General features: G+C 66.8%; 17 protein-coding genes, 3 pseudogenes and 1 riboswitch. Of the genes and pseudogenes, 11 read left to right on the forward strand and 9 right to left on the reverse strand.

Annotated features, from left to right (window positions below; all coding sequences use genetic code 11):
* Window positions 1-235 precede the first annotated feature (235 nt).
* Window positions 236-841 carry an RNA polymerase sigma factor gene (locus ACZ3IC_RS19720; protein ID WP_467417764.1) on the reverse strand — a complete coding sequence of 202 codons (606 nt, stop codon included), beginning with the start codon at window positions 839-841 and terminating at the stop codon, window positions 236-238.
* Window positions 842-1,005: 164 nt separating this feature from the next.
* Here ACZ3IC_RS19720 and ACZ3IC_RS19725 point away from each other — a divergent pair, with 164 nt between their 5' ends.
* From ACZ3IC_RS19725 to ACZ3IC_RS19745, 5 genes are all read left to right on the forward strand, one after another.
* Window positions 1,006-1,989, forward strand: a complete 984-nt coding sequence (locus ACZ3IC_RS19725; protein WP_467417919.1) for a MerR family transcriptional regulator — start codon at window positions 1,006-1,008, stop codon at window positions 1,987-1,989.
* 408 nt (window positions 1,990-2,397) lie between these two features.
* Window positions 2,398-3,108, forward strand: coding sequence for an SDR family NAD(P)-dependent oxidoreductase (locus tag ACZ3IC_RS19730; RefSeq protein ID WP_467417766.1), 711 nt, complete (start codon window positions 2,398-2,400; stop codon window positions 3,106-3,108).
* Window positions 3,105-4,328, forward strand: coding sequence for a lycopene cyclase family protein (locus tag ACZ3IC_RS19735; RefSeq protein WP_467417768.1), 1,224 nt, complete (start codon window positions 3,105-3,107; stop codon window positions 4,326-4,328). The genes ACZ3IC_RS19730 and ACZ3IC_RS19735 overlap by 4 nt, the downstream gene beginning before the upstream one ends.
* Entirely contained in the window at window positions 4,325-5,056 is a 732-nt protein-coding gene (locus ACZ3IC_RS19740; RefSeq protein ID WP_467417769.1) for a methyltransferase domain-containing protein, read from the forward strand. Before ACZ3IC_RS19735 ends, ACZ3IC_RS19740 begins: the two co-directional genes overlap by 4 nt.
* Before the next feature lie 53 nt (window positions 5,057-5,109).
* Window positions 5,110-6,603 carry an FAD-dependent oxidoreductase gene (locus ACZ3IC_RS19745; protein ID WP_467417920.1) on the forward strand — a complete coding sequence of 498 codons (1,494 nt, stop codon included), beginning with the start codon at window positions 5,110-5,112 and terminating at the stop codon, window positions 6,601-6,603.
* Between the two features lie 74 nt (window positions 6,604-6,677).
* On the opposite strand, the gene ACZ3IC_RS19750 is transcribed toward ACZ3IC_RS19745, so the two are convergent.
* The 8 genes and pseudogenes from ACZ3IC_RS19750 to ACZ3IC_RS19785 form a co-directional block, all read right to left on the reverse strand.
* Window positions 6,678-7,685 carry a DUF5914 domain-containing protein gene (locus tag ACZ3IC_RS19750; protein ID WP_467417770.1) on the reverse strand — a complete coding sequence of 336 codons (1,008 nt, stop codon included), beginning with the start codon at window positions 7,683-7,685 and terminating at the stop codon, window positions 6,678-6,680.
* Window positions 7,682-8,677 carry a phytoene/squalene synthase family protein gene (locus ACZ3IC_RS19755; protein WP_467417772.1) on the reverse strand — a complete coding sequence of 332 codons (996 nt, stop codon included), beginning with the start codon at window positions 8,675-8,677 and terminating at the stop codon, window positions 7,682-7,684. The genes ACZ3IC_RS19750 and ACZ3IC_RS19755 overlap by 4 nt, the downstream gene beginning before the upstream one ends.
* The gene (gene crtI, locus ACZ3IC_RS19760; RefSeq protein WP_467417774.1) at window positions 8,664-10,229 is read right to left on the reverse strand and encodes a phytoene desaturase family protein; all 1,566 of its coding nucleotides are present in this window, start codon (window positions 10,227-10,229) and stop codon (window positions 8,664-8,666) included. The genes ACZ3IC_RS19755 and crtI overlap by 14 nt, the downstream gene beginning before the upstream one ends.
* Window positions 10,226-11,368, reverse strand: coding sequence for a polyprenyl synthetase family protein (locus tag ACZ3IC_RS19765; RefSeq protein WP_467417776.1), 1,143 nt, complete (start codon window positions 11,366-11,368; stop codon window positions 10,226-10,228). The genes crtI and ACZ3IC_RS19765 overlap by 4 nt, the downstream gene beginning before the upstream one ends.
* Before the next feature lie 317 nt (window positions 11,369-11,685).
* Window positions 11,686-12,118, reverse strand: a pseudogene (locus ACZ3IC_RS19770) (cryptochrome/photolyase family protein); the annotation flags it as partial.
* Window positions 12,119-12,131: 13 nt separating this feature from the next.
* Window positions 12,132-13,502 carry a cryptochrome/photolyase family protein gene (locus ACZ3IC_RS19775; protein WP_467417777.1) on the reverse strand — a complete coding sequence of 457 codons (1,371 nt, stop codon included), beginning with the start codon at window positions 13,500-13,502 and terminating at the stop codon, window positions 12,132-12,134.
* 4 nt (window positions 13,503-13,506) lie between these two features.
* A pseudogene (locus tag ACZ3IC_RS19780) lies at window positions 13,507-14,004 on the reverse strand (DUF2867 domain-containing protein); the annotation flags it as partial.
* Between the two features lie 570 nt (window positions 14,005-14,574).
* Complete coding sequence (locus tag ACZ3IC_RS19785; RefSeq protein WP_467417778.1) at window positions 14,575-15,465, reverse strand: SDR family oxidoreductase; 891 nt, start codon at window positions 15,463-15,465, stop codon at window positions 14,575-14,577.
* Between the two features lie 113 nt (window positions 15,466-15,578).
* Here ACZ3IC_RS19785 and ACZ3IC_RS19790 point away from each other — a divergent pair, with 113 nt between their 5' ends.
* The 6 genes and pseudogenes from ACZ3IC_RS19790 (at window position 15,579) to ACZ3IC_RS19815 (ending at window position 19,088) form a co-directional block, all read left to right on the forward strand.
* Entirely contained in the window at window positions 15,579-15,704 is a 126-nt protein-coding gene (locus tag ACZ3IC_RS19790; RefSeq protein WP_467417780.1) for a hypothetical protein, read from the forward strand.
* 562 nt (window positions 15,705-16,266) lie between these two features.
* Window positions 16,267-16,380 (forward strand): annotated as a pseudogene (locus ACZ3IC_RS19795) (DUF6766 family protein); the annotation flags it as partial.
* Window positions 16,381-16,667: 287 nt separating this feature from the next.
* On the forward strand, window positions 16,668-16,874 hold the full coding sequence (locus ACZ3IC_RS19800) for a hypothetical protein (protein ID WP_467417782.1): 207 nt from the start codon (window positions 16,668-16,670) through the stop codon (window positions 16,872-16,874).
* Between the two features lie 180 nt (window positions 16,875-17,054).
* The gene (locus tag ACZ3IC_RS19805) at window positions 17,055-17,690 is read left to right on the forward strand and encodes an ATP-dependent Clp protease proteolytic subunit (RefSeq protein WP_467417922.1); all 636 of its coding nucleotides are present in this window, start codon (window positions 17,055-17,057) and stop codon (window positions 17,688-17,690) included.
* A gap of 7 nt (window positions 17,691-17,697) precedes the next feature.
* Window positions 17,698-18,006: a hypothetical protein gene (locus tag ACZ3IC_RS19810; protein ID WP_467417783.1), complete on the forward strand. Its 309-nt coding sequence runs from the start codon at window positions 17,698-17,700 to the stop codon at window positions 18,004-18,006.
* Between the two features lie 432 nt (window positions 18,007-18,438).
* A riboswitch (cyclic di-AMP (ydaO/yuaA leader) is annotated at window positions 18,439-18,611 on the forward strand.
* A 3-nt stretch (window positions 18,612-18,614) separates the two neighbouring features.
* Window positions 18,615-19,088, forward strand: coding sequence for a C40 family peptidase (locus ACZ3IC_RS19815; RefSeq protein ID WP_467417784.1), 474 nt, complete (start codon window positions 18,615-18,617; stop codon window positions 19,086-19,088).
* The last annotated feature ends 4 nt before the right edge of the window (window positions 19,089-19,092 follow it).

The raw sequence follows: 19,092 nt of genomic DNA on the forward strand, positions 1-19,092 counted from the left end.
CGTGCTCCGCGAGTGAGCGTCGTGGCGGAGAGCGCAAGCGGGCCGCCGGAGCCGGGCCGGATCACAAGCTGGTCTTCACCGACAGGGTCCTGGTCGACGAGCCGTTCCGCGACCGGAGCAGTGGAACCCGGCGCCCACCCGACGCGACAGCCGGGCCACGACCACCCCCGCCGCCTGCCCGAGCAGCCGAAACGGTCCGCTGGATGAACCGACGGACCGTCACGAAACATCGAGGTCAGGGACCAATTTCGTCGTCACAGTCTTGTTCGATTCTTCGGCGGAGCTGGTGCAAACCACGCCGGGCGTGGCTCTTCACGGTACCCAGCGGCATTCCGGTACGTTCGGCGATCTCGGCCTGGGTCAAGTCCCCGTAGAAGGCCAGACAGAGCACCTCACGTTGGTGGCTCGATAGCCCTGACAGCGCGTCAACCAACAAGACCCGGTCCAAAACCTCTTCGGCTGCCTCGTTGACTCGCTGCGGGCAAGTGTCCGGGGCAACCGAGTCGATGAGCGTGAGGCGCCTCGTCCGGGCTGCGAGTGCGTCAATGATCTTTCGACGCGTGATGCCGACGAGCCAGGAGCCGAGGGGGCCGCGCTCCGGGCGGAAGCCATCCCGGCCGCGCCATGCGCCAAGAAACACTTGCTGGGTCACGTCCTCGGCCTCGTAGGTGTCACCGAGCGAGCGGGTGGCCATGGTGCGGACGAGGGCGCCCCAACGCCGGTAGACAGCAGCGAACGCGTTCTCGTCCGCAGCGCGCAGGCCACGGACCAATTCGTCTTCATAGAGGCTTTCCTCTGCGGCCGTGGAAGGCACACTGCTCGACCGCGTATTCGTGATCATGGCCTATTCCTCCTGCATGCGTCTCGTGCGCGGCGAAGGGCCGACTTCGAATCGGCTGTTCGGCACGCGCGCCGAGGTGCACGAACGCCTGAGAAAAAGTCTTGTGAGTGCAAACGACGAACTCAACATGCGTCGGTTATGCGTCGTAAAGTAGAAGCGTGAGCCTGGACGACCCAATCGACGACGCGCGGCGTGATGAAGGGGTTACCACCGGTGAGGTGGCGCGGCGTCTCGGGGTGGCGCCCACCACTATCCGTTCGTGGGATCGCCGCTATGGTCTTGGCCCCACCGTGCGCACAAGTGGCCAGCATCGCCGCTGGACGGCCAAGGATGTGGCGCGGTTGGAGCAGATGTGCGACCTGACAGCTACTGGACTGCCACCCGCCGAAGCCGCGCGCGTAGCGCTCGGCGCGGCGAGCCCGGAAGCGCACCTGCTCCGGGTAAATCCCACTGCCACTCCGGGGGCAGCAGCCCGCCGGCGCAGTCGGGCCCGTGCCGGCCTTCAGCTGAGAGACGTGCGTCAGGAGTGCAAGGGAGTGGCGCGCGCAGCCCTGCGCCTGGATGCCTCCGCGCTTGACGAGCTGCTGAAGGCCGCGATTGATAAGCATGGTCTGGTCGCCGCCTGGACAGGGGTGATCATGCCAACGCTGCAGGCGGTCGGCCGCAAATGGGAGAGCTCGGGCGAGCGCTATGTCGAGGTCGAGCACTTCCTGTCCTGGCATGTATCCGGCGCGTTGCGGCGGCACGCCCCGCCCGTGGTCGCCGACTGGCCAGGAGCCATCACGGTTCTTGCTTGCGTGCCTGCGGAAAACCACACCCTGCCACTGGAAGTGCTTTCAGCCGCACTGGCTGAACGAGGTCTCCCGGTGCGCATGTTCGGCAGCGCGCTGCCCGCCGATTCACTTGAGTCCGCCGTGCGCAGAACCGGGCCGGTCGCGGTAGGACTATGGGCGCAGTCGCGTACCACCGCGAGCCGGGCCCTGGCCCAGCATGTGGCTGCGATCGAATGGGGTGTGCGCGGCGCCCGTAGGAAGCCAGTCGTCCTGACACTCGGACCTGGCTGGTTCGGGCAGAGCGTGCCGGGGCTACCCCATCCGCCGGGGCTCGCGGAGGCGGTTTCGGCCGTGGAGTCGGTCGCGCTCGGGTGACGAGATGCCGTCCGGCGGCTACTGGGGCGAAGTGGCGCCCCACGGTCGGCAGACGGAACGTGGTCGGGGGGACTGGCACTCGGGCCGCCCGAGAGGTGCTCAGCGACCTGGCGCGTGGTTGAGTCTGCGTTACTGGCCGTTGCAGAAGACGGCCCGAGATGAAGCCGTGGCGTACGGTCGCGCGGGCACGGCCCCGACCCCTGTCAGCCGGCCCCACCGGCCGCCCAACGGCGTGCCGATGGGGCTGGCGGATGGAGCCGACGCGCACGTACCACTTGGGGCGACTCCGGACCTCATTCTGGAATGATCAATTAGTGCATACCCGGCGCATCCTTCGGCTGCCGGCTCAAGGAATTCATAGATGCGCGAAGGAAAGTAGCTGACCTGCCCCTGTGATCGGAGAGTGACGTGGATATCGGCGGCGCACGCGTGCTGGTGGCAGGAGCCACCGGCGTGCTGGGTGCTGCTCTCACCGTGGAGCTCTCCGGCCGTGGAGCGCGTCCGGTACTTGCGGGTCGAGACCCCGGGCGCCTTGCCCGCGCCGCCCAGGCGCACGCGGGTGTTCCGACCTTCTTGTTCGACGCTTACGACCCTGCGTCCTGCGCCCTCGCCGTGCATGGCGCGGCGGACTCCTTGGGTGGGCTGGACGCAGTTGTGACGGCCTTCGGATCGGTCGCCTTTGGCCGTGCGGCGGAGTTAGGTGACGAGGTCGCGGAGCATTTGATGGCAGTCAACCTTCTCGCACCTGCGGCCTTCTTCCGTGCCGCGCTTGCCATGATGGAATCGAGTTCCGTGATCGCCGCCTTCACCGGTGTGGTCGCTGAGCGCCCGCAGCCGGAGATGGCTGACTACAGCGCCTCCAAAGCCGCACTGAGTGCCTGGCTCGACGCCGTGCGCCGGGAAACACGGACCCTCGGCATCCGGGTACTGGAAGTCCGGCCCGGTCACTTGGAAACCGGCTTCGCCGACCGGGCGGTCGCGGGCACGGCACCGCCGATGCCAGCGGGGGGCGACCCGCGTCAGGTTGTTGTTGCCATCGCCGATGCCATGGCGGCGGACGCAGAGCTGCTGCGCACTGCCCCGGACGGAGCGCTCGTCATCGAAAGGCGCGCCTGGTGAACCGATGGCCCGACGCCGCGGACGAGAGCTCCGACGTCATCATCGTCGGCGGCGGCGCGTCCGGGCTCAGCCTCGCGCAGCAACTCACGGCGATCGGTTCCGTGACCGTAACCTTGGTGGAGGCACCGGACGGTCCATGTCGACCGCCAGAGCGGACCTGGTGCTACTGGGAGGAAGGCATCAGCGAATTCGGTGAAGTGGTCAGCGCCTCCTGGTCGCGGCTGCGGGTTCATGACGCCAAAGGCGGCATTATCGCCATGAACCCGTCTCCGCTGCGCTACCACATGGTCCGCTCCAGAGCGTTCGAGCAGTGGGTGCACTCTCGGCTTGCCCGGTCGCCCGGTGCGCGCGTCTTGCGCGCGACGGCGGACACAGTGCGCGACACGGCTGACGGAGCGGAAGTCCGTTGCACTGCACCTGATGGTCGGGCCCTGGTACTCCACGCCCGCTGTGTTTTCGACTCCCGCCCCTTGCATGCCCTGCCACCGGCCCGGACACAGCTGTTCCAACACTTCCGCGGCTGGTTCGTGCACACGGAAACGGACCAGTTCGATGCTGCAGTTGCCGACCTGATGGACTTCCGGGTGCCACAGCCGAGCCACGGGCTCGCGTTCGGTTACGTACTGCCGCTTGCGCCGAATCGGGCGCTTGTCGAGTACACCGAGTTCTCCCGGACGCCGCTGACTAAAACGGCCTACGAGACGGCACTTGGTCGCTACAGCCGAGAGACACTCAAGCTCGGCGCGTTCACTATCGAAACGGCGGAGCAAGGTGTCATTCCCATGACCGACGCGCGTTTTCCCCGTCGGATCGGGAAAGCGATCTTCCGGATCGGGACCGCCGGGGGCGCCACCCGCCCGGCGACGGGCTACACCTTCGCCGCTGTACAGCGACAGAGCCAGGCCATCACCGACGCCCTGCGCAATGGCCACGTAATCACGCCCCGACCTCACGGGCGGCGAGCAATGACCATGGACGCGATCCTGCTGCGGGCCCTGGACACCGGACGGATCGACGGCCACACCTTCTTCACCCGCCTGTTCCGCAGCATCCCACCAGAACGTCTGCTGCGCTTCCTCAACGGCGGCACCTCGCCCTGGGAGGAGTGGGGCATCGGCCTGCACACCCCTATCGGCCCCATGCTTCGGACCGCTGTCGAACTCCCCTTTCTGCCCCGTCGCCTCCACCCAGTATCACGAATCGGAGAGAGCCACCGATGACACTGTTGCGTGACCACGACCTGGCACGCGCCTTCGACCACGCGTCGCACACCTATGACCGCCTCACAGCATTCAACCCCGGCTACCGCACCGACCTCCTCCGTTCGGCACGACGGCTGTGTCTGCCGCGGGCAGGGGCTGGCCTCCACGTCCTCGACCTCGGTTGCGGAACAGGGACATCCACCCGTGCGCTGCTGCAGTCCGCACCTCGCGCCCAGATCACAGCCATCGACGTGTCGTCAGGAATGCTGAGGCGCGCACGGACCAAACCGTGGCCGGCTCGCGTTCGCTTCCGGCACCTGGCTGCCGAAGATTTGGCCGCGATCGGGAAGGGACTCTACGACGCGGTGTTCGCTGCCTACCTGTTCCGTAATGTCACCGACCCGGACGCCATCCTCACTGATGTCCGAGCGTTGCTGCGACCGGGGGGCCGGCTCGCCGTCCACGAGTACAGCCTCAGCGGTTCGGCAGCCCATCGCGCCTTGTGGACGGCCGTGTGCCGAGGGCTGATCATCCCTGCGGGAACCCTCAGCGGTGACCGGGTTCTCTACCGTCACCTGTGGCGAAGCGTCCTCAATTTCGACACGGTCTCTGAATTCGCCGGCCGTCTGAGAAGCGCAGGATTTACGGAAGTGCGCGCGCTGCCCGTCGCCGGGTGGCAGACCGGAATCGTGCACACTTTCGTCGCCGCCAACGGTTCCGCCGTGACAACGGAGCGCGCACGGTGAGCATCTCGCACCGTGCTGCCCAACGGGGCCGCGACCGCAAAGCCGAGGTCGTCATGCCCGCACCCGGCAAAAAGCGGTTCGCACCTACGGACGCACCGAGTGTAGCCGTGATCGGTGGAGGGATCGCAGGTCTCGCTGCGGCCACCCTCCTGGGCGAACGAGGTGTCCGTGTAACGGTGTACGAACGTCAGGAGTCACTCGGGGGCCGACTCGCAGGATGGTCAACCCGCCTCGCCGACGGTAGCGAGGTGACCATGAGCCGCGGCTTTCACGCCTTCTTCCGCCAGTACTACAACCTGCGCGGCCTGCTGCGGCGGACTGATCCCGCACTCGCTCGTCTCCAGCCGCTGTCCGACTACCCGCTACGACACAGCAGCGGTCTTACCGACAGCTTTGCCCGCGTCCCACGCACACCACCATTCAGTGCCCTCGGGTTCGCAGCCCTGAGCCCCACGTTCGGCTGGCGCGATCTTGCAGCCATGGACGCCCGCGCGGCGCTGCCTCTCCTCGATGTTCGCGTGCCGGAGGTCTATGGGCGCTTCGACTCCGTCAGCGCGACCCGCTTCCTGGAACGCATTCGCTTCCCTGAAGCCGCACGTCACCTGGCCTTCGAAGTTTTCTCGCGCAGCTTTTTCGCCGACCCACGCGGACTGTCCGCCGCAGAACTCCTGCTGATGTTCCACATCTATTTCCTCGGCTCCGCCGAAGGCCTGCTCTTCGACGTGCCGAACGGGCCCTTCCCCCAAGCGTTGTGGCAGCCGCTCGGTGAATATCTCCGGCGCCTCGGGGCGCACGTCCGCACCAGCACGCCCGTGTGCGGCATCCAGCCGCGCGACGGAGACAGAGTGGAAGTACAGACGGACACCGCCGCAGACCTGCACGACGCGGCTGTTCTCGCCCTCGACCCCGGGGCATTGCGGGAGGTTGTCGCGGCGTCACCCGAATTGGGCAGCTCAGCCTGGCGCGAGGATATCTCCGCCCTGCGCACCGCACCTCCCTTCCTCGTCTCCCGGCTCTGGCTCGACCGGCCGGTCCGCGCCGACCGCGCCGGGTTTCTCGGCACCAGTGGATACGGCGGTCTCGATAACATCAGTGTCCTGGAACGCTATGAGGGCGAGGCCGCCCGATGGGCCGCCCGTAGTGGCGGCTCGGTAGTGGAACTACACGCATACGCCGTCGCCGACGCGAAACGCGAGGCGGTGCAGTCCGACCTCGTTGATCGCCTGCGCCAGGTCTACCCAGAGACACAGCGGGCGCAGATCGTGGACGCCCGGCACGAATGGCGCTCCGACTGTCCTCTCTTCCCGATCGGCTCCTACTCACGGCGTCCCACAGTGTTCACCCCCCACCCCCGGGTGACGCTTGCCGGTGACGCAATCCGCTGCGACCTGCCCGTAGCACTGATGGAGCGTGCCGCCACAACCGGTTTCCTGGCAGCCAACTGGCTGCTCGCCAACTGGGGCGTGCAAGGCCAGGTGCTATGGACGGTACCCCGTGCGGGCCGTTCATCCGCAATGCGGGCACTTGCCAAGCTCGGCATCCGCTAACTGAGCGTTTGAGAAAGCCGGTTGACGTCGTGCAAGCCTTGCGGTTCGGCAAGGGCTATGACCTGCACATGAGTTCACCCTGGAAGCCGTCCGTTGCTGCGTAGCTCCCAGCGCCGCTCCGCGTATGCCAGGTCGTCACGCCACAGCCGGCGGGCCGTCCGGCGCATCAACGGGCGCAGCGCAGGTGCAGCGGCCCGAGCCACAGCGAAACCTCGCCTGTTCGAAGCAGCGATGACTGCTTCGGTCACGGCAGTCCGTGGGTACTCGTCAGCCTCGCCGCTCAGCGGCGTCGCGTGAGTCTCGACGGTGGATGTGGCCCCTTCACCTTCGGTGATGCGCATGACCACGGTACGTGGTCCGGGAGCTGTGAACTCCGCCCGGACCGGAACCACCAGTCGGCTGGTCACCCGGAAGGAGACATCGACCACGAAGGCGTCTTCTGCCTCCGCCAGCGGTAACCGGGTCACCGTCAGGTCGACGAACGAGTAGGGATGGAACCAAGATCCGTGCCAAGGGTCGAGCCGGTTGGCAATCACGTCCTGCGGCTCACACCGCCCCGCCGTTGTAAACACGGCATCGATTCCGTCGTTCGTAATCGGCCGTACGGGAATAGTGGGACGCTCCGACGGCTCCTCTCCGCCAACCGCGTCAAGCCGGACCCAGATCAGTACGCCGTCATCGTAGACCGGGTACGGATCCCAGCCGGCGAACGAACTGCCGTCCAGGGCCAGACCGTGCCAATGGCACACCAGCGTGCCGCATACCACCCGACTGTCGCGCAGGGGCGCGCCGAGGTGCGGACAGGCACCCGGGCCGGCGAGCAGTTCGCCGGTGTCGGTACGCCACAGTACGACTTCGAGACCACCTACTGTCCTGCCGTACGGGCGACCACCGGCGCGGATGTTGTGGGAGGAACCGACGACGAACCAGTTTCCAGAAGGACGGGCTGAAGCCCTTTTGAGTGCGTCGGAGATCAGTGCCGGACGCGCCTCTCGCCAAGTGGGAGTCTGCGTGGCCCAGTCCGACTGGCGCCGCCGTCTCAATGGCGGTGTCCACCCGGCACGGCTCGCTCGGTCAGTCACTGTGCCGGCCCCTTCCACTGGAAGTGTTGCAGCTCCCGCTCGCGGGCCCGAAACGGGGCGCCGGTACGCAAGCGCGCTGCGGCGATGCTTGCGACTCCTGCGGCGGCAGTGACCGCACGGCGCCGCCGCGATACCACTGCGCGGCTGTGTAGCACCGTGTACCCCTGGTCCACGATCGCGTCGAGGATTCCGCCATACAGTGTGAACGCGGTGCGGATGCAGGGGCGTACGCGCGGGTCAAGCATGTCGATGCCCGGTTCCGCCTCCTGGTACACGTCTCTGGTCAGGGACTCGGCGGCCGCGAGTGCCTCGCGGATCCGCGAGTCGCGGTGCCCTGTGCGGCGGCTCCACTCCAGTAGGGGGCGGTCCACGCCATGGGCAGTGAGCAGGTCTGCCGGCAGGTAGATGCGGCCCCGGTCCAGGTCTTCGCCGACGTCGCGCAGGAAGTTGGTGAGTTGGAATGCTACGCCGAGGGCCGCCGCGTGTGGCGCTGCTTCCTCGCTTGAGACGACTGTCCCGAGCACTGGCAGCATCTGGAGTCCGATCACGGCGGCCGAGCCGTGCATATATGTTCGTAGGTCGGCGTAGCTCTCGTAGTCCGTTACATACAGGTCGCTGCGCATCGACGCCAAGAAGTCGGCGAACAGGCTGTGTTCAATGGCGTAGCGGGCGGAGGTGTCGGCCAGGGCCCGGACCACGGGCTCGTTTCCATCGCCGGTGCGCAGCCCGTGTGCGAGGTCACTCTCCAGATGCCGCAGCAGCCTGTCACGTTCCTGCGGCGTTCGGGTCCCGTCAAGGTCGTCCACAATGTCGTCCGCCCGGCGGGCGAAGCCGTACAGCGCGTGCACGGCGGAGCGGCGTTCCACCGGAAGCAGGCGGGTTGCCAGGAAGTAGGTCCTGCCGTGGCGAGCGTTCAGCTGCCTGCATTGGTTGTAGGCAGCGCGTAGAGAGGGATCGGTGATCCCGGCTGCGTCCAGTTCACGACGGGTCACAAGTACCCTCCTCGGTCGAGGCCGCAGCGGCACGTGGCACGCGCGGCGTTGGACGCTTGGGACCACCCGGGACGCCTCCGGTGATGCGAGCAGCGGCGAGCTTGCCGCTGATGAGTACCGTTGGCACGCCGACGCCGGGTGTGGTCCCACAGCCGGCCAGCACGACGTTGTCAAAGCCACGAACCAGATTCCGCGGGCGGAACGGGCCTGTCTGAGAGAAGGTGTGGGAGACCGAGAAAGGGCTGCCTGCCGCATGCCCTTGTGCCGCCCAATCCAGTGGTGTTACCAGCAGCTCCTCTTGCACGCTGTCCGCGAACCCCTCTAAACCCCGGCGCTCCAGCTCGGCGACCAGGCTGTCGCGGTAGTGAGGGCCCAGATCCTCCCAGTCAGCGGCTGAGGGGCCTACGGTGGTGTTCGGACAGGGTGCCAGCACGTAGTGGAGGTGCTTGCCTGGCGGGGCAAGGGCGGGATCGTGCGCCGTCGGTCGGGTGATCAGCAGGGACGGGTCGCTCATCAGTTGTCCCAAACGGGTCAACTCTTCGAACGTGCGCCCCCAGGCCGCGCCGAAAGAGAGGGTGTGGTGGGCAAGTCCTGGCCAGGTACGGCTGGTCCCCGCGTGCAGGATTACGGCGGATGGTGAGTGGCGCAGCCGTACTGGACGACTGGGTGTTCGTCCGAGCAGACGGTGCGCTGTGGACAACTCGCACGTCAGCACCGCCGCGTCGCAGACGATCCGCTCGCCCGAGGCCAGGCGTACGGCACGCACTCTGCCGGCCGTGCGTTCCAGCCCGGTCGCTTCGGCTGACCAGTAAAACTCGGCACCTGCGTCGGCAGCCGCGTTCGCCATGCCTCGAGGTAGCGCGTGCATGCCGTTTTTGGGGAACCAGACACCAGCCACCGTGTCCATGTAGGCGATCACCGCGTAGGCCGCGAGGGCTTTGGCCGGTGCGACTCCGGCGTACAGAGCCTGGAAGGAGAAGACACGGCGCAGGCGGGGGTCGGAAAGAAAGCGGCCAATTCGGCGGTCGAGGCGTCCGAAGCCACCCAGCGTCGCCAGGCGGGCCAGGTCCGGGTGAAGGAGCTGGAAAGGGGAATCGAAGTTGGTGTCGATGAAGCGGCGCATCTGCGCCCGGTACAGCCGCTCCAACCAGGCCCTCAGTTCCCGGTAGGCTGCCGCCTCACCCGGTCCGGCGAACCGTCGCACCTCCGTCTCCATGGCTTCGCCGTCGGTGTGGACGTCGAGCGATGTCCCGTCCGCGAAGCTCGCTCGGTATGCCGGGTGCAGGGCCATCAGTTCGACGTGGGAACTGAGACTGTCGCCGACGGCGGCGAAGGCTTCGTCGGCGAGGTGTGGCATGGTCAGCACGGTGGGACCGGTGTCTACCTCGTAGCCGCCAAGTGTCACGCGGCCGGCCCGGCCGCCCGGTCGGGAGTCCCGTTCGATGACGGTGACTCGGCGGCCTGCACCCAGCAGGTGGAGGGCACAGGCAAGGCCAGACAATCCGGCGCCCACCACGACAATATGGTCCGTCGGCCCTGGTACCGTTCTCACCTGTCCCCCTCAGTGGTTTTCAGGGCTACGCCCGAAGCACGCTCGACCAGCACGGTGAACTCCCGCTGTACGGAGGGGTCCGCGCCCGACCCAGCGAAGTGCCGCAGGCTCGTCGCCGCCAACTCTGTGATCTTGGACTCAACGACGGTCCTCGCACCGGTATGGTCCAGTGCCGCTCTCATCCGGTTCACTGCTTCGTCCGAGCGAGAGCCGGGGGTAGGACCGAGCGCGGCAGTTGCCACCTCGTCACCGGCTGCTTCGGCGAGCCGCATACCGACGGCGAGCAGGTAAGTGAGCTTACGGGCACGCAGATCACCATCTGATGGTTTGCCAGTTTCGCCTGGGTTTCCGTAGGTGCCGAGCAGGTCGTCGCGGAGCTGGAAGGCGAGCCCCGCACATCGCCCAGCGGAGTACAGCGCGTTGAGGGTGTGCTCGTCGGCGTCGGCAAGGGCTGCACCCAGCGCCAATGGTCGCTCAACCGTGTAGAGGGCACTCTTGAGCGTGGCGATGCTGATTGCTTCGTCGATGCCGGACGTCCCGGTTGCTTGCGCGTGAATGTCGCGATACTGCCCGGCGACCATCTCAGCACGCATAGCCTGCCACTCGCGGTGCAGTCGCGCGCCGTGTGGCGAGCTCAAGGCTGTGTCGGTCAGCAGATCGTCGGCCCAGGCCAGAGCCAGGTCGCCGGCAAGTATCGTGGCGGACGTCGCGAACGCTTCCGGTGCGCCGGTCATGCGAGCTGTCTGATGCATGCGGGCGAAGTCAACGTGCATCGCCGGAGCGCCCCGGCGCAGCGGTGATCCGTCCATTACGTCGTCATGTACGAGAGCGCACGCCTGCAGGAGTTCGAGAGCGGCTCCCGTCCGCAGGAGCGCCGTGGCGTCGCCCGAGCCGCCTGCGGCCCGCCAGCCGCACCACGCGAACGCCGTGCGCAGTCGCTTCCCGCCGCGGCGGACGAACGCGGTGACTCGGCCGGCCACGTCGCGTGCGAACACCGTGTCTACGTCACGGGCTTGGCGCAGTCTGTCGTCTAGAACATGCCCGAGTTCCGCTTCCACGCAGTGGGCGGCGTCCAGAGCCGTGAGCGGACCGTCGACGAAGCCAACCGGTTTGGCCACTGTGGGCAGCGATTTCAGCATGCACAACCCTTTCTTACTCAGTCACCTGCACCCCGGTGCTTCTGGCAAGTGTTCTTGTACGGATGCGCTGATTCTTGCCCGGTGCGGAGCCTGTTCTGGTCAGGGTCGCTGCACTGGCGCAGCAGTGTGCATGTCATGGTGGTGTGTCACCTCGGGCGAGTTTCTGACGGCGCATCTGCGCGAGATCGGTGAGCCGGTCCAGTTGGCGCACCGGCTGGGCGGTGATTGCCCGCGAGCCGGTTCCGGTGCCGCTCGAGAAATGTCCAGTTGCCTGTGGTGTAAGGGCGGGCGTGCTTGCCGGTACGCTCGTCCGGCCGATCGTTCCCGCGCCGAACCCAGTGGTAGAAGTTCTCCTGGCGCAGGCTCTTGGCGCCGTGACCATCCGCCCACTCCGCAAAGGCCGTCATGGGCACCAGAAAGCCCCGCGCGGGCCCCACAGTCACGGAAGAGCTCGCACGAGGCGGAGGCCGCGTACCAGGTGGGATGGTGAACGGTGACCGGACCTCCGCGGGCAACCTGGTCCAAGCCCTCTCGATAGGTGTCAGCACGCACGTAGGTGAGGCGGTTGCCCAGTTCCGCCGCACGGTGCCGCATCGCGGACAGCACCAGATGGGCCTTGGCCCGGTGGGAGCACCGCCGCCGGAACACCGAACGCGATTCGATCATGATCAGTGGGGTGTCACGGCCGGGGCCTCCGTCTCCCGGCGAGAGGAAGTGCGGGTCGAGCTGATCACCGAAGAGCCAGTGCACGATGCTCTCTCCCTCAGTCGTGGCGACGGGCGCGCTTGAAGCGCGCCAGCCCGTCGGCGAGGTCGAGCAGCGGAGCAGGATAGTCGAGCTGAGCGCGCTGTTCGGCCGGAAGACGCCAGGGCTCGTGCACTGCCCTACCGTCCACGTCCGCCAGTTCCGGCACCCAGCGGCGTACATAGGTGCCGTCCGGGTCGTAACGCTTCCCCTGCAGCACGGGGTTCAGGACGCGATTGGGGCGGGTGTCGGTGCCGGTGCCGGCGACCCATTGCCAGTTGAGTTGGTTGTTGGCGATGTCGCCGTCCACGAGTAGGTCCAGGAAGTACCGGGCTCCGATCCGCCAGTCAACGTAGAGCGACTTGGTCAGAAAGCTCGCCACCAGCAGGCGGGCGCGATTGTGCATCCAGCCCTCATGACGCAGTTGTCGCATCCCCGCATCAACGACCGGATAGCCAGTACGCCCTTCTTGCCACGCGGCGATATCATCGGACGCCTCGTCCTCACCGCGCCACTGGTCGTTACGGGTGCGGTAGTCCCGGATTGACGCCTCCGGCCTGGCCGCCAGCAATTGGTGGTGAAAGTCCCGCCAGCACAGCTGACGAACAAACGCTTCCGCACCAGGCCCCCCGTGTGCGCGGGTGCTGTGGACTAGCTCCACCGGTGACATGGCGCCGAAGTGCAAGAACGGCGACAGCCGGGAGGTCTCGTCGCCCGCGAGGTCGTCGTGTCGTTCCTCGTACCCGGACAATCCTGACCGCATCCAACGCGAGAACCGCTTACGCCCCTCCTTCTCGCCTCCCTTCGACAGGCCCGGCGAGATTCCGGCAGCGTCGCGGGGCGGCGGAGGTTCGCCGATTACCTCGTCGGGGACACGTACGACTTTCGGTGCCGGGCATGTCTCTCGCAGCCTCTCACCCTTCCAGCGGCGGAAGTAGGGAGTGAACACGGCGTAGTGGTCTGAGTCAGCCGGTGTAACGCTGCCGGGGGCGACGGCCGTGACGACACTGTCATGAACAAGCAATTTCGCGCCTCTTTCGCCGAGGCTGTCACGCAGTTCCTCCTCCCGCCGGTGGGCGTACCTGGTCACGCCTGCGGCCATGTGCACCTCCGTGCTGCCGCACTTGGCGACGACCTCGGCGACCTCGCGGGCGACCGGTCCCGTGCGCACGATGAGCCGGCCTCCGCGCCGGCAGAGTGAAGCGTCGAGGTCGGCCAGGCAGTCGGCGAGGAAGGCATTGCGATTGGGTGCGTCGAAGCCCGCCGCGTGTACACCCGGATCGCGTACGAACAGAGGCACCACCTCGTCTGCCGCCGCGAGCGCGGCGCGCAATGGGGGATGGTCGTGCAGACGAAGATCCGAGGTGAACAGGACGACCGCGACGGTCATGGCGTCACTCCTGGTGCCGTGAAGTGGTGATGTGCGTTGTGCTTTTGGACTCTTCACCTGCTGTGGGCCTACCGGACGCGGTCGTCGGGTAATTGGTCTTGTGCGCGCTCATGCCTTTGGCTGCGGCCTGGGTGATGTTGCGGGCCATGCCGCCGAAGACCACGGCGTGGAAGGGGAAAGACGGACCACCAGTAGGCGTGGCCCAGCAGGCCGTGCGGGTGGAACAGCGCTCGTTGCCGGTAGCGGGTGCGGCCGTCGGCGCCGGTCTCGGCGTACATCTCCAGCCAGGCGAGGCCCGGCAGCCGCATCTCCGCGCGCAGCCGCAGCAGCCGCAGCAGCCGTCCGGGCTCGATCTCCTCGACCGGCCAGAAGTCCAGCGAGTCCCCGACGCGCAGGTGCTCGGCGTCGCGTCGGCCACGGCGGAGCCCCACACCGCCGACGAACCGGTCCAGCCACCCCCTGACCGCCCAGGCGAGCGGAAGGAGTACCAGCCGTTTTCGCCGCACACCAGGTAGTAAGCGACATCGATGCCGAACATGGCCTGGGCGACGGAGGTGGCATCCGTGACATCGCCACGGACCGTTTCGGCGTTCTTCGTCCAGGGTGGTCTCGGAGTTTACTGGGGGACCGTGCCAGGACCGGACTTGGTGACCGGTTCTCAGCAGTTCAGGCACCAGGCGCCCGCCGACGTACTCGGACGCGCCGGTGACCAGACAGTGCAGTCGCTCCCCGTTCCACTGTTCGTCCCTGTTCACGAGCACTCCTCCCAACACAGCGTGACCGCGCCTTCCGTAGCGGTGCAATCACCAAAAGTGATCAGCGGACTCTGTCGCTGCCTTGCCCAGCCGCCCCCGACCGCGTGCGCCATGTCCACCATCACACCGTTCATGAGTCATGAGCGTTTCCTGCCGGAGTAGCGGGCCGTACCGCCTCACCACCTACTTCACGGATCTGCGGGCTGATGGATGCAGGGTGCGCGTCAGAGCGCTCCGATCTGACGCGTCCAGTCCTCTTGATGGGGAAGCGAAAGGCGCCTGGTGTCCTGAATCAGGCCGGAAACCTGCGCAGAGGCTCAGCGCTGCGACGAGCGGGAACCGGCTTGGTCGGCCTGGCCACCTGCGCCGAGCAGCCCCGTGGCCTCGAACCGCTCCCGTGCGGCAAGACGAGGCAGTTCGCGTCGCGACAGCATCGTGACCACAGGAGGCATCGCGGCGCGCACGAGTTGGGCCGACCACAACCAGCGGGGAACATACACGGACGGACGGCGCCGTTCAATCGCCGCGACCAACCGGCCAGCCACGTACTCGACGGGGTACACCTTGCGCGCCGGCGGCGGCATGTGACCACGAAGCTGCCGCAGCACGGCGTACTCGTCGGCTTCGCGCACCATGTCGGTGTCCGTCCAGTTTATGTAAGCGATCCCCACCCCTACATGCCGGTGGGCGACCTCTGCCTGCAGCGCGTGAGCAAAGGACTCGACTCCTGCCTTCGAAGCACAGTAGGCGCTCATCATGGGGGCCGCACCGATGGACGCAAGCGACGCAACCTGGAGGATGTAACCGCAGGTCTCAAACAAGTCCCCCAGAAACGACCTCGCGGTCACGGCGCTACCAATGAGGTTTACCTCGACGACCCTCCGCCAGGTGGCCGGATCGGACTCGGCGAACGGGCCGCCCTCGGCCACTCCTGCGTTGGCAACAACCACGGAAGGAGGTCCGAACCGCGCACGAACTTCTGCGCCGGCCCGGGCCATGGCCAGGTCATCCGTGACATCGACTTCCCAACAGGCAGTCGTGCCCGGCAGAGATGCCCTGACCTGGGCCAGTGTTCTCTCCTCACGGCCGAGCAGTGCTACCTTCGCCCCCCGACTGGCCAGCTCTCGGGCCATAGCCGCACCCAAACCACGGGCCGCTCCGGTCACGACAGCTGTCCGTCCGTTCAGTGGACCCTTGGCGACCGGCATGGAACATTCCTCTCGCTGCGGCGGCGTCTCCCAGCCCACGGTAGGGGTGGACGCCGCCGTCAGCACTCGGGCGCTGTCACACCGACTTTTAGCAGCCCCGTCCTTGGCCCCCCTTGACGGGACGGGCCAGGACACTGGGCCACCAAGGCGTCCTGCCCGATGGCAGCTACCTCGCCCGGATCGAGGCGAACAAGCACAGCGAGGCGGCCGGAACCGTCAAGGCCCCGCCGTACGGGTGATCGAGTACCGCCTCGGCCCGCAGGCGGGACCGACGCCTCGGACTCGCCGAAATCGGCCGCAGCCTGCTGACCCGCCGACAATCCCGTGACTGCCCCCGCAGAATCCGGTCGTGCATCACCAGCTACGCCAGCAAAGCCCCAGGTGAAACCGCCAGCAGCCATCGTTCGCCGGCCGTTGTCACCCTGAACTACCGGTGGCACGTACCACTAAAAGCAACGGCATTGCCATTCGATCCAGTGGGGGTCGTCAACAAGTTCCCACGCGTCGTCGAGCCCGGCACACCTCAGGAATTCGACGAGGTCGCTGTCGTTATGGGCCAGCCCGACGACCTTCCCTTCGATAGCGACTCTCCGTCCGCCAGAACGGGAGAGCCCTTCACCTTGTGCTGACGGACGGCCCGAAGGCGTACGCAGCGCGGAGTTCAACGACCAGCTCGCGACCAACGGCCTCGCGCGCACCGGGTTCGGCGCCCATCTGATGTCCCCTCGGACTTCGCCGTCGACGTGACGGAGAACTGGCAATCGGAATACCTGCAGTTCTTCCTCTACATCTTCGCAGTCCGAGCTGCTCGCAGTGGCCTGCATGGCCACCTTCTCCGTATACCTACGCCAGCGTGGGTCCCCGGAGTCCAAACCCGTCGGAACACCTCACGGAACCAACGGAGTCGAGGGATGACGCGTCGGTTGCCGGGCCAGGCATCCCCATGCACGGCGCAATCTGCACGTCCCGATGGGCACTCGGCGCACGCATTCTTCAAATCCGCATAGAGCCCCTTGAGCCAATCACGGTCTCTGTTTCGAAGAGGCATTGTCGCACTCAAGCGCTCGCCGATGCGCACGAAGGGGTTCAAATACCCAAGCTCGAAGCCGGGGGCCGCCAAGGCGTGAAATTTTTAGAAGTTGTGCACCCTCCGTCGGGCTGCCATGCCGGTAAGGCGGCAGCTCCTCCCAGAAGGTGACGGGATGGCCTGCGACCTCGACTGGCTTTCGAATGGCGGCGAGGTTCTTGCCGTCAACGGCGTGCCGGACGTCGTCCTCGCCGCATGGGCCGGGCATGCCAAAGCCACCTTCACCAAGCGGGTGTACGTCCACCCGAGCCACGAGGACCTCCGCGTCGCCTCGGACCACCTCACTTCTGTACTCGGTTTCAGTGAGGGCGAAGCAGCCTGATGATCAAGCGTCTAGAGATGGTGAGATATCCGCCCTCAGCGAACAGAAAACAGCCTCCGACCTGGGACTTTTAGTGGATCACTAGGATCACGCTCCATTATATCCTTCTGTACGTCCTGTACATTTTGTACAGACGCTTGCGCAGGCCCCGCACAACCCCGGAGGAGAGGCATCGCCATGCTGTTCCGACCCACCGCCCGCTACGTACTGCCCGAGTTCACCGAGCGCACGACCAACGGGACGCGGACCCTCGACCCGTACTCCAAGCTGCTCGCCGAACGGATCGTCTTCCTCGGCACGCCGGTCGACGACACCGTGGCCAACGATCTGATCGCCCAGTTCATGTATCTGGAACACGCCGCCCCGGACCGGCCCATCTCCCTCTACATCAACTCCCCCGGCGGATCGTTCGGAGCCATGTCCGCGATCTACGACACGATGGAGTACCTCACCTGCGAGGTGGAGACCTACTGCCTCGGCCAGGCCGGTTCCTGTGCGTCGACACTGCTCGCCGCAGGCGCTCCCGGCCGACGGCACGCACTGCCCGGGGCCCGGGTCGTCGTACAGCAGCCCGCGCTCACCGAGCCGGTGCAGGGCCAGCCGTCCGATCTGGAGATCGAGGCACAGGAACTGGAGCGGGTCCGCGAGATGCTCACCGCAATGTTGGCCCGTCACACGGGCCGCAGCGCCGAGCAGATCGCCTCCGACATCGAGCGCGACCTCATTCTCGACGCGCCGGGCGCCAAGGCGTACGGCCTGGTGGACCACATCATGGAGAACCGAATGTCATCGCTCCCGCCGCACAGTGCGAGGTGAACGCCAGGTGCAGCCACCGGAGTTGCCGCCGCTCCCCGCACTGACGCGCGCCGAGGGGGAGTTCATCGACTGCTATCTCGAAGTCCTCGATCAACTGGGCCGGATCAACCCGGCCCGTGGCAGCGACACCTACGGCGCACTACGCGCCGCACAGGCGCTGGTCTCACGGGCGGGTGCGCTGCGCGACGCCCTCACGCTGATGCACGAGCGCGGCGAGACGCGGATCCATGCCGCCACCCTGGCGCGGGCGCTGCGTGTGCTCGACGGGGAACAGCGGGCCGGACGCGTCACCGTACCCCCCGCTCCCACGAGTTGATCGGCCCCTTCGTCTCCACGCCCGGCAGGGACCGGTCAGCTCCCCCTGATCCCACCCCCGACGGGGCTCGCTCAACTCACTCCACCCGCTTCCCACCAGCTTCGCTCAACTCCCCTGCTCGACACGCCCGGCAGGCAATTCGAAATTCCTCGCTCATTCGGCGTAGAAACTCCCCCTCACGAGGGATAGCTCAACTTGCGTATTCCGCGTGGCCAGTGAGCGGAATCCTTCATTCCACCCCTGGTACGACGCCGGTCCGAGTAACCGGCTCGGCCGTCGAAATCATCAAGTCCACCCGAACGGTGCAGTCGCGAGGAACCACACATATCGCTGTTCTCCCTCGGAAATCCGGCAGCAGGTGAGTCAAGATCCCTGGGACGACAAGCCCCCGCCACCGCGGCGGGGCGGTCCGGGCGGACGCCGAGTCCTGCCGCTGTCCGGATGCCTGGTCGACAGAAGTGGATCGGCAGGAGTGGAGGACCCGAGCACAACGGGTCGGCCGGATCACCGGTCGACCCTCGGGGTGAAGCCGCCGAGCGCGGCCGGGCAACTTCGCCAGCCCGAACCCGACAGGTCATCCTTCACAGGCGGCTGACGAAGGGTTGCGCATGGCTGCGCAGGTTCATGTCCCGTCTCTGCTCGCCCGGGCCGGTACGGCCTCGGTTCTGACTCTGGCCGCCGTCGGCGGCACCATACTGGCCCCGGGCGCCGCGACAGAAGCCCAGGCAGCGACTCTCTCGATGAAGGCACTCAACATCGCCGCGTCGAAGAAAGGATCGCCGTACAGGTGGGGGGCCACGGGCCCCAACCGCTTCGACTGCTCGGGCCTGACGGCCTATTCGTTCAAGAAGGCGGGCAAGAAGCTCCCCCGCACGGCCCAGCAGCAGTACAACAAGTCCCGCCATATCAAGCCCTCGCGCAGGAAACGCGGCGATCTGGTCTTCTTCCATTACGGCCGCAGCGTCTACCACGTGGGGATCTACGCCGGTCACGGCAAGATCTGGCACTCGCCGCGGACCGGCGCGGTGGTCCGGCTGGAGAAGATCTGGACAAAGGGTGTCTATTACGGGCGGGTCCGCTGATGCC

The sequence above is a fragment of the Streptomyces sp. NPDC002958 genome, from assembly GCF_055563255.1.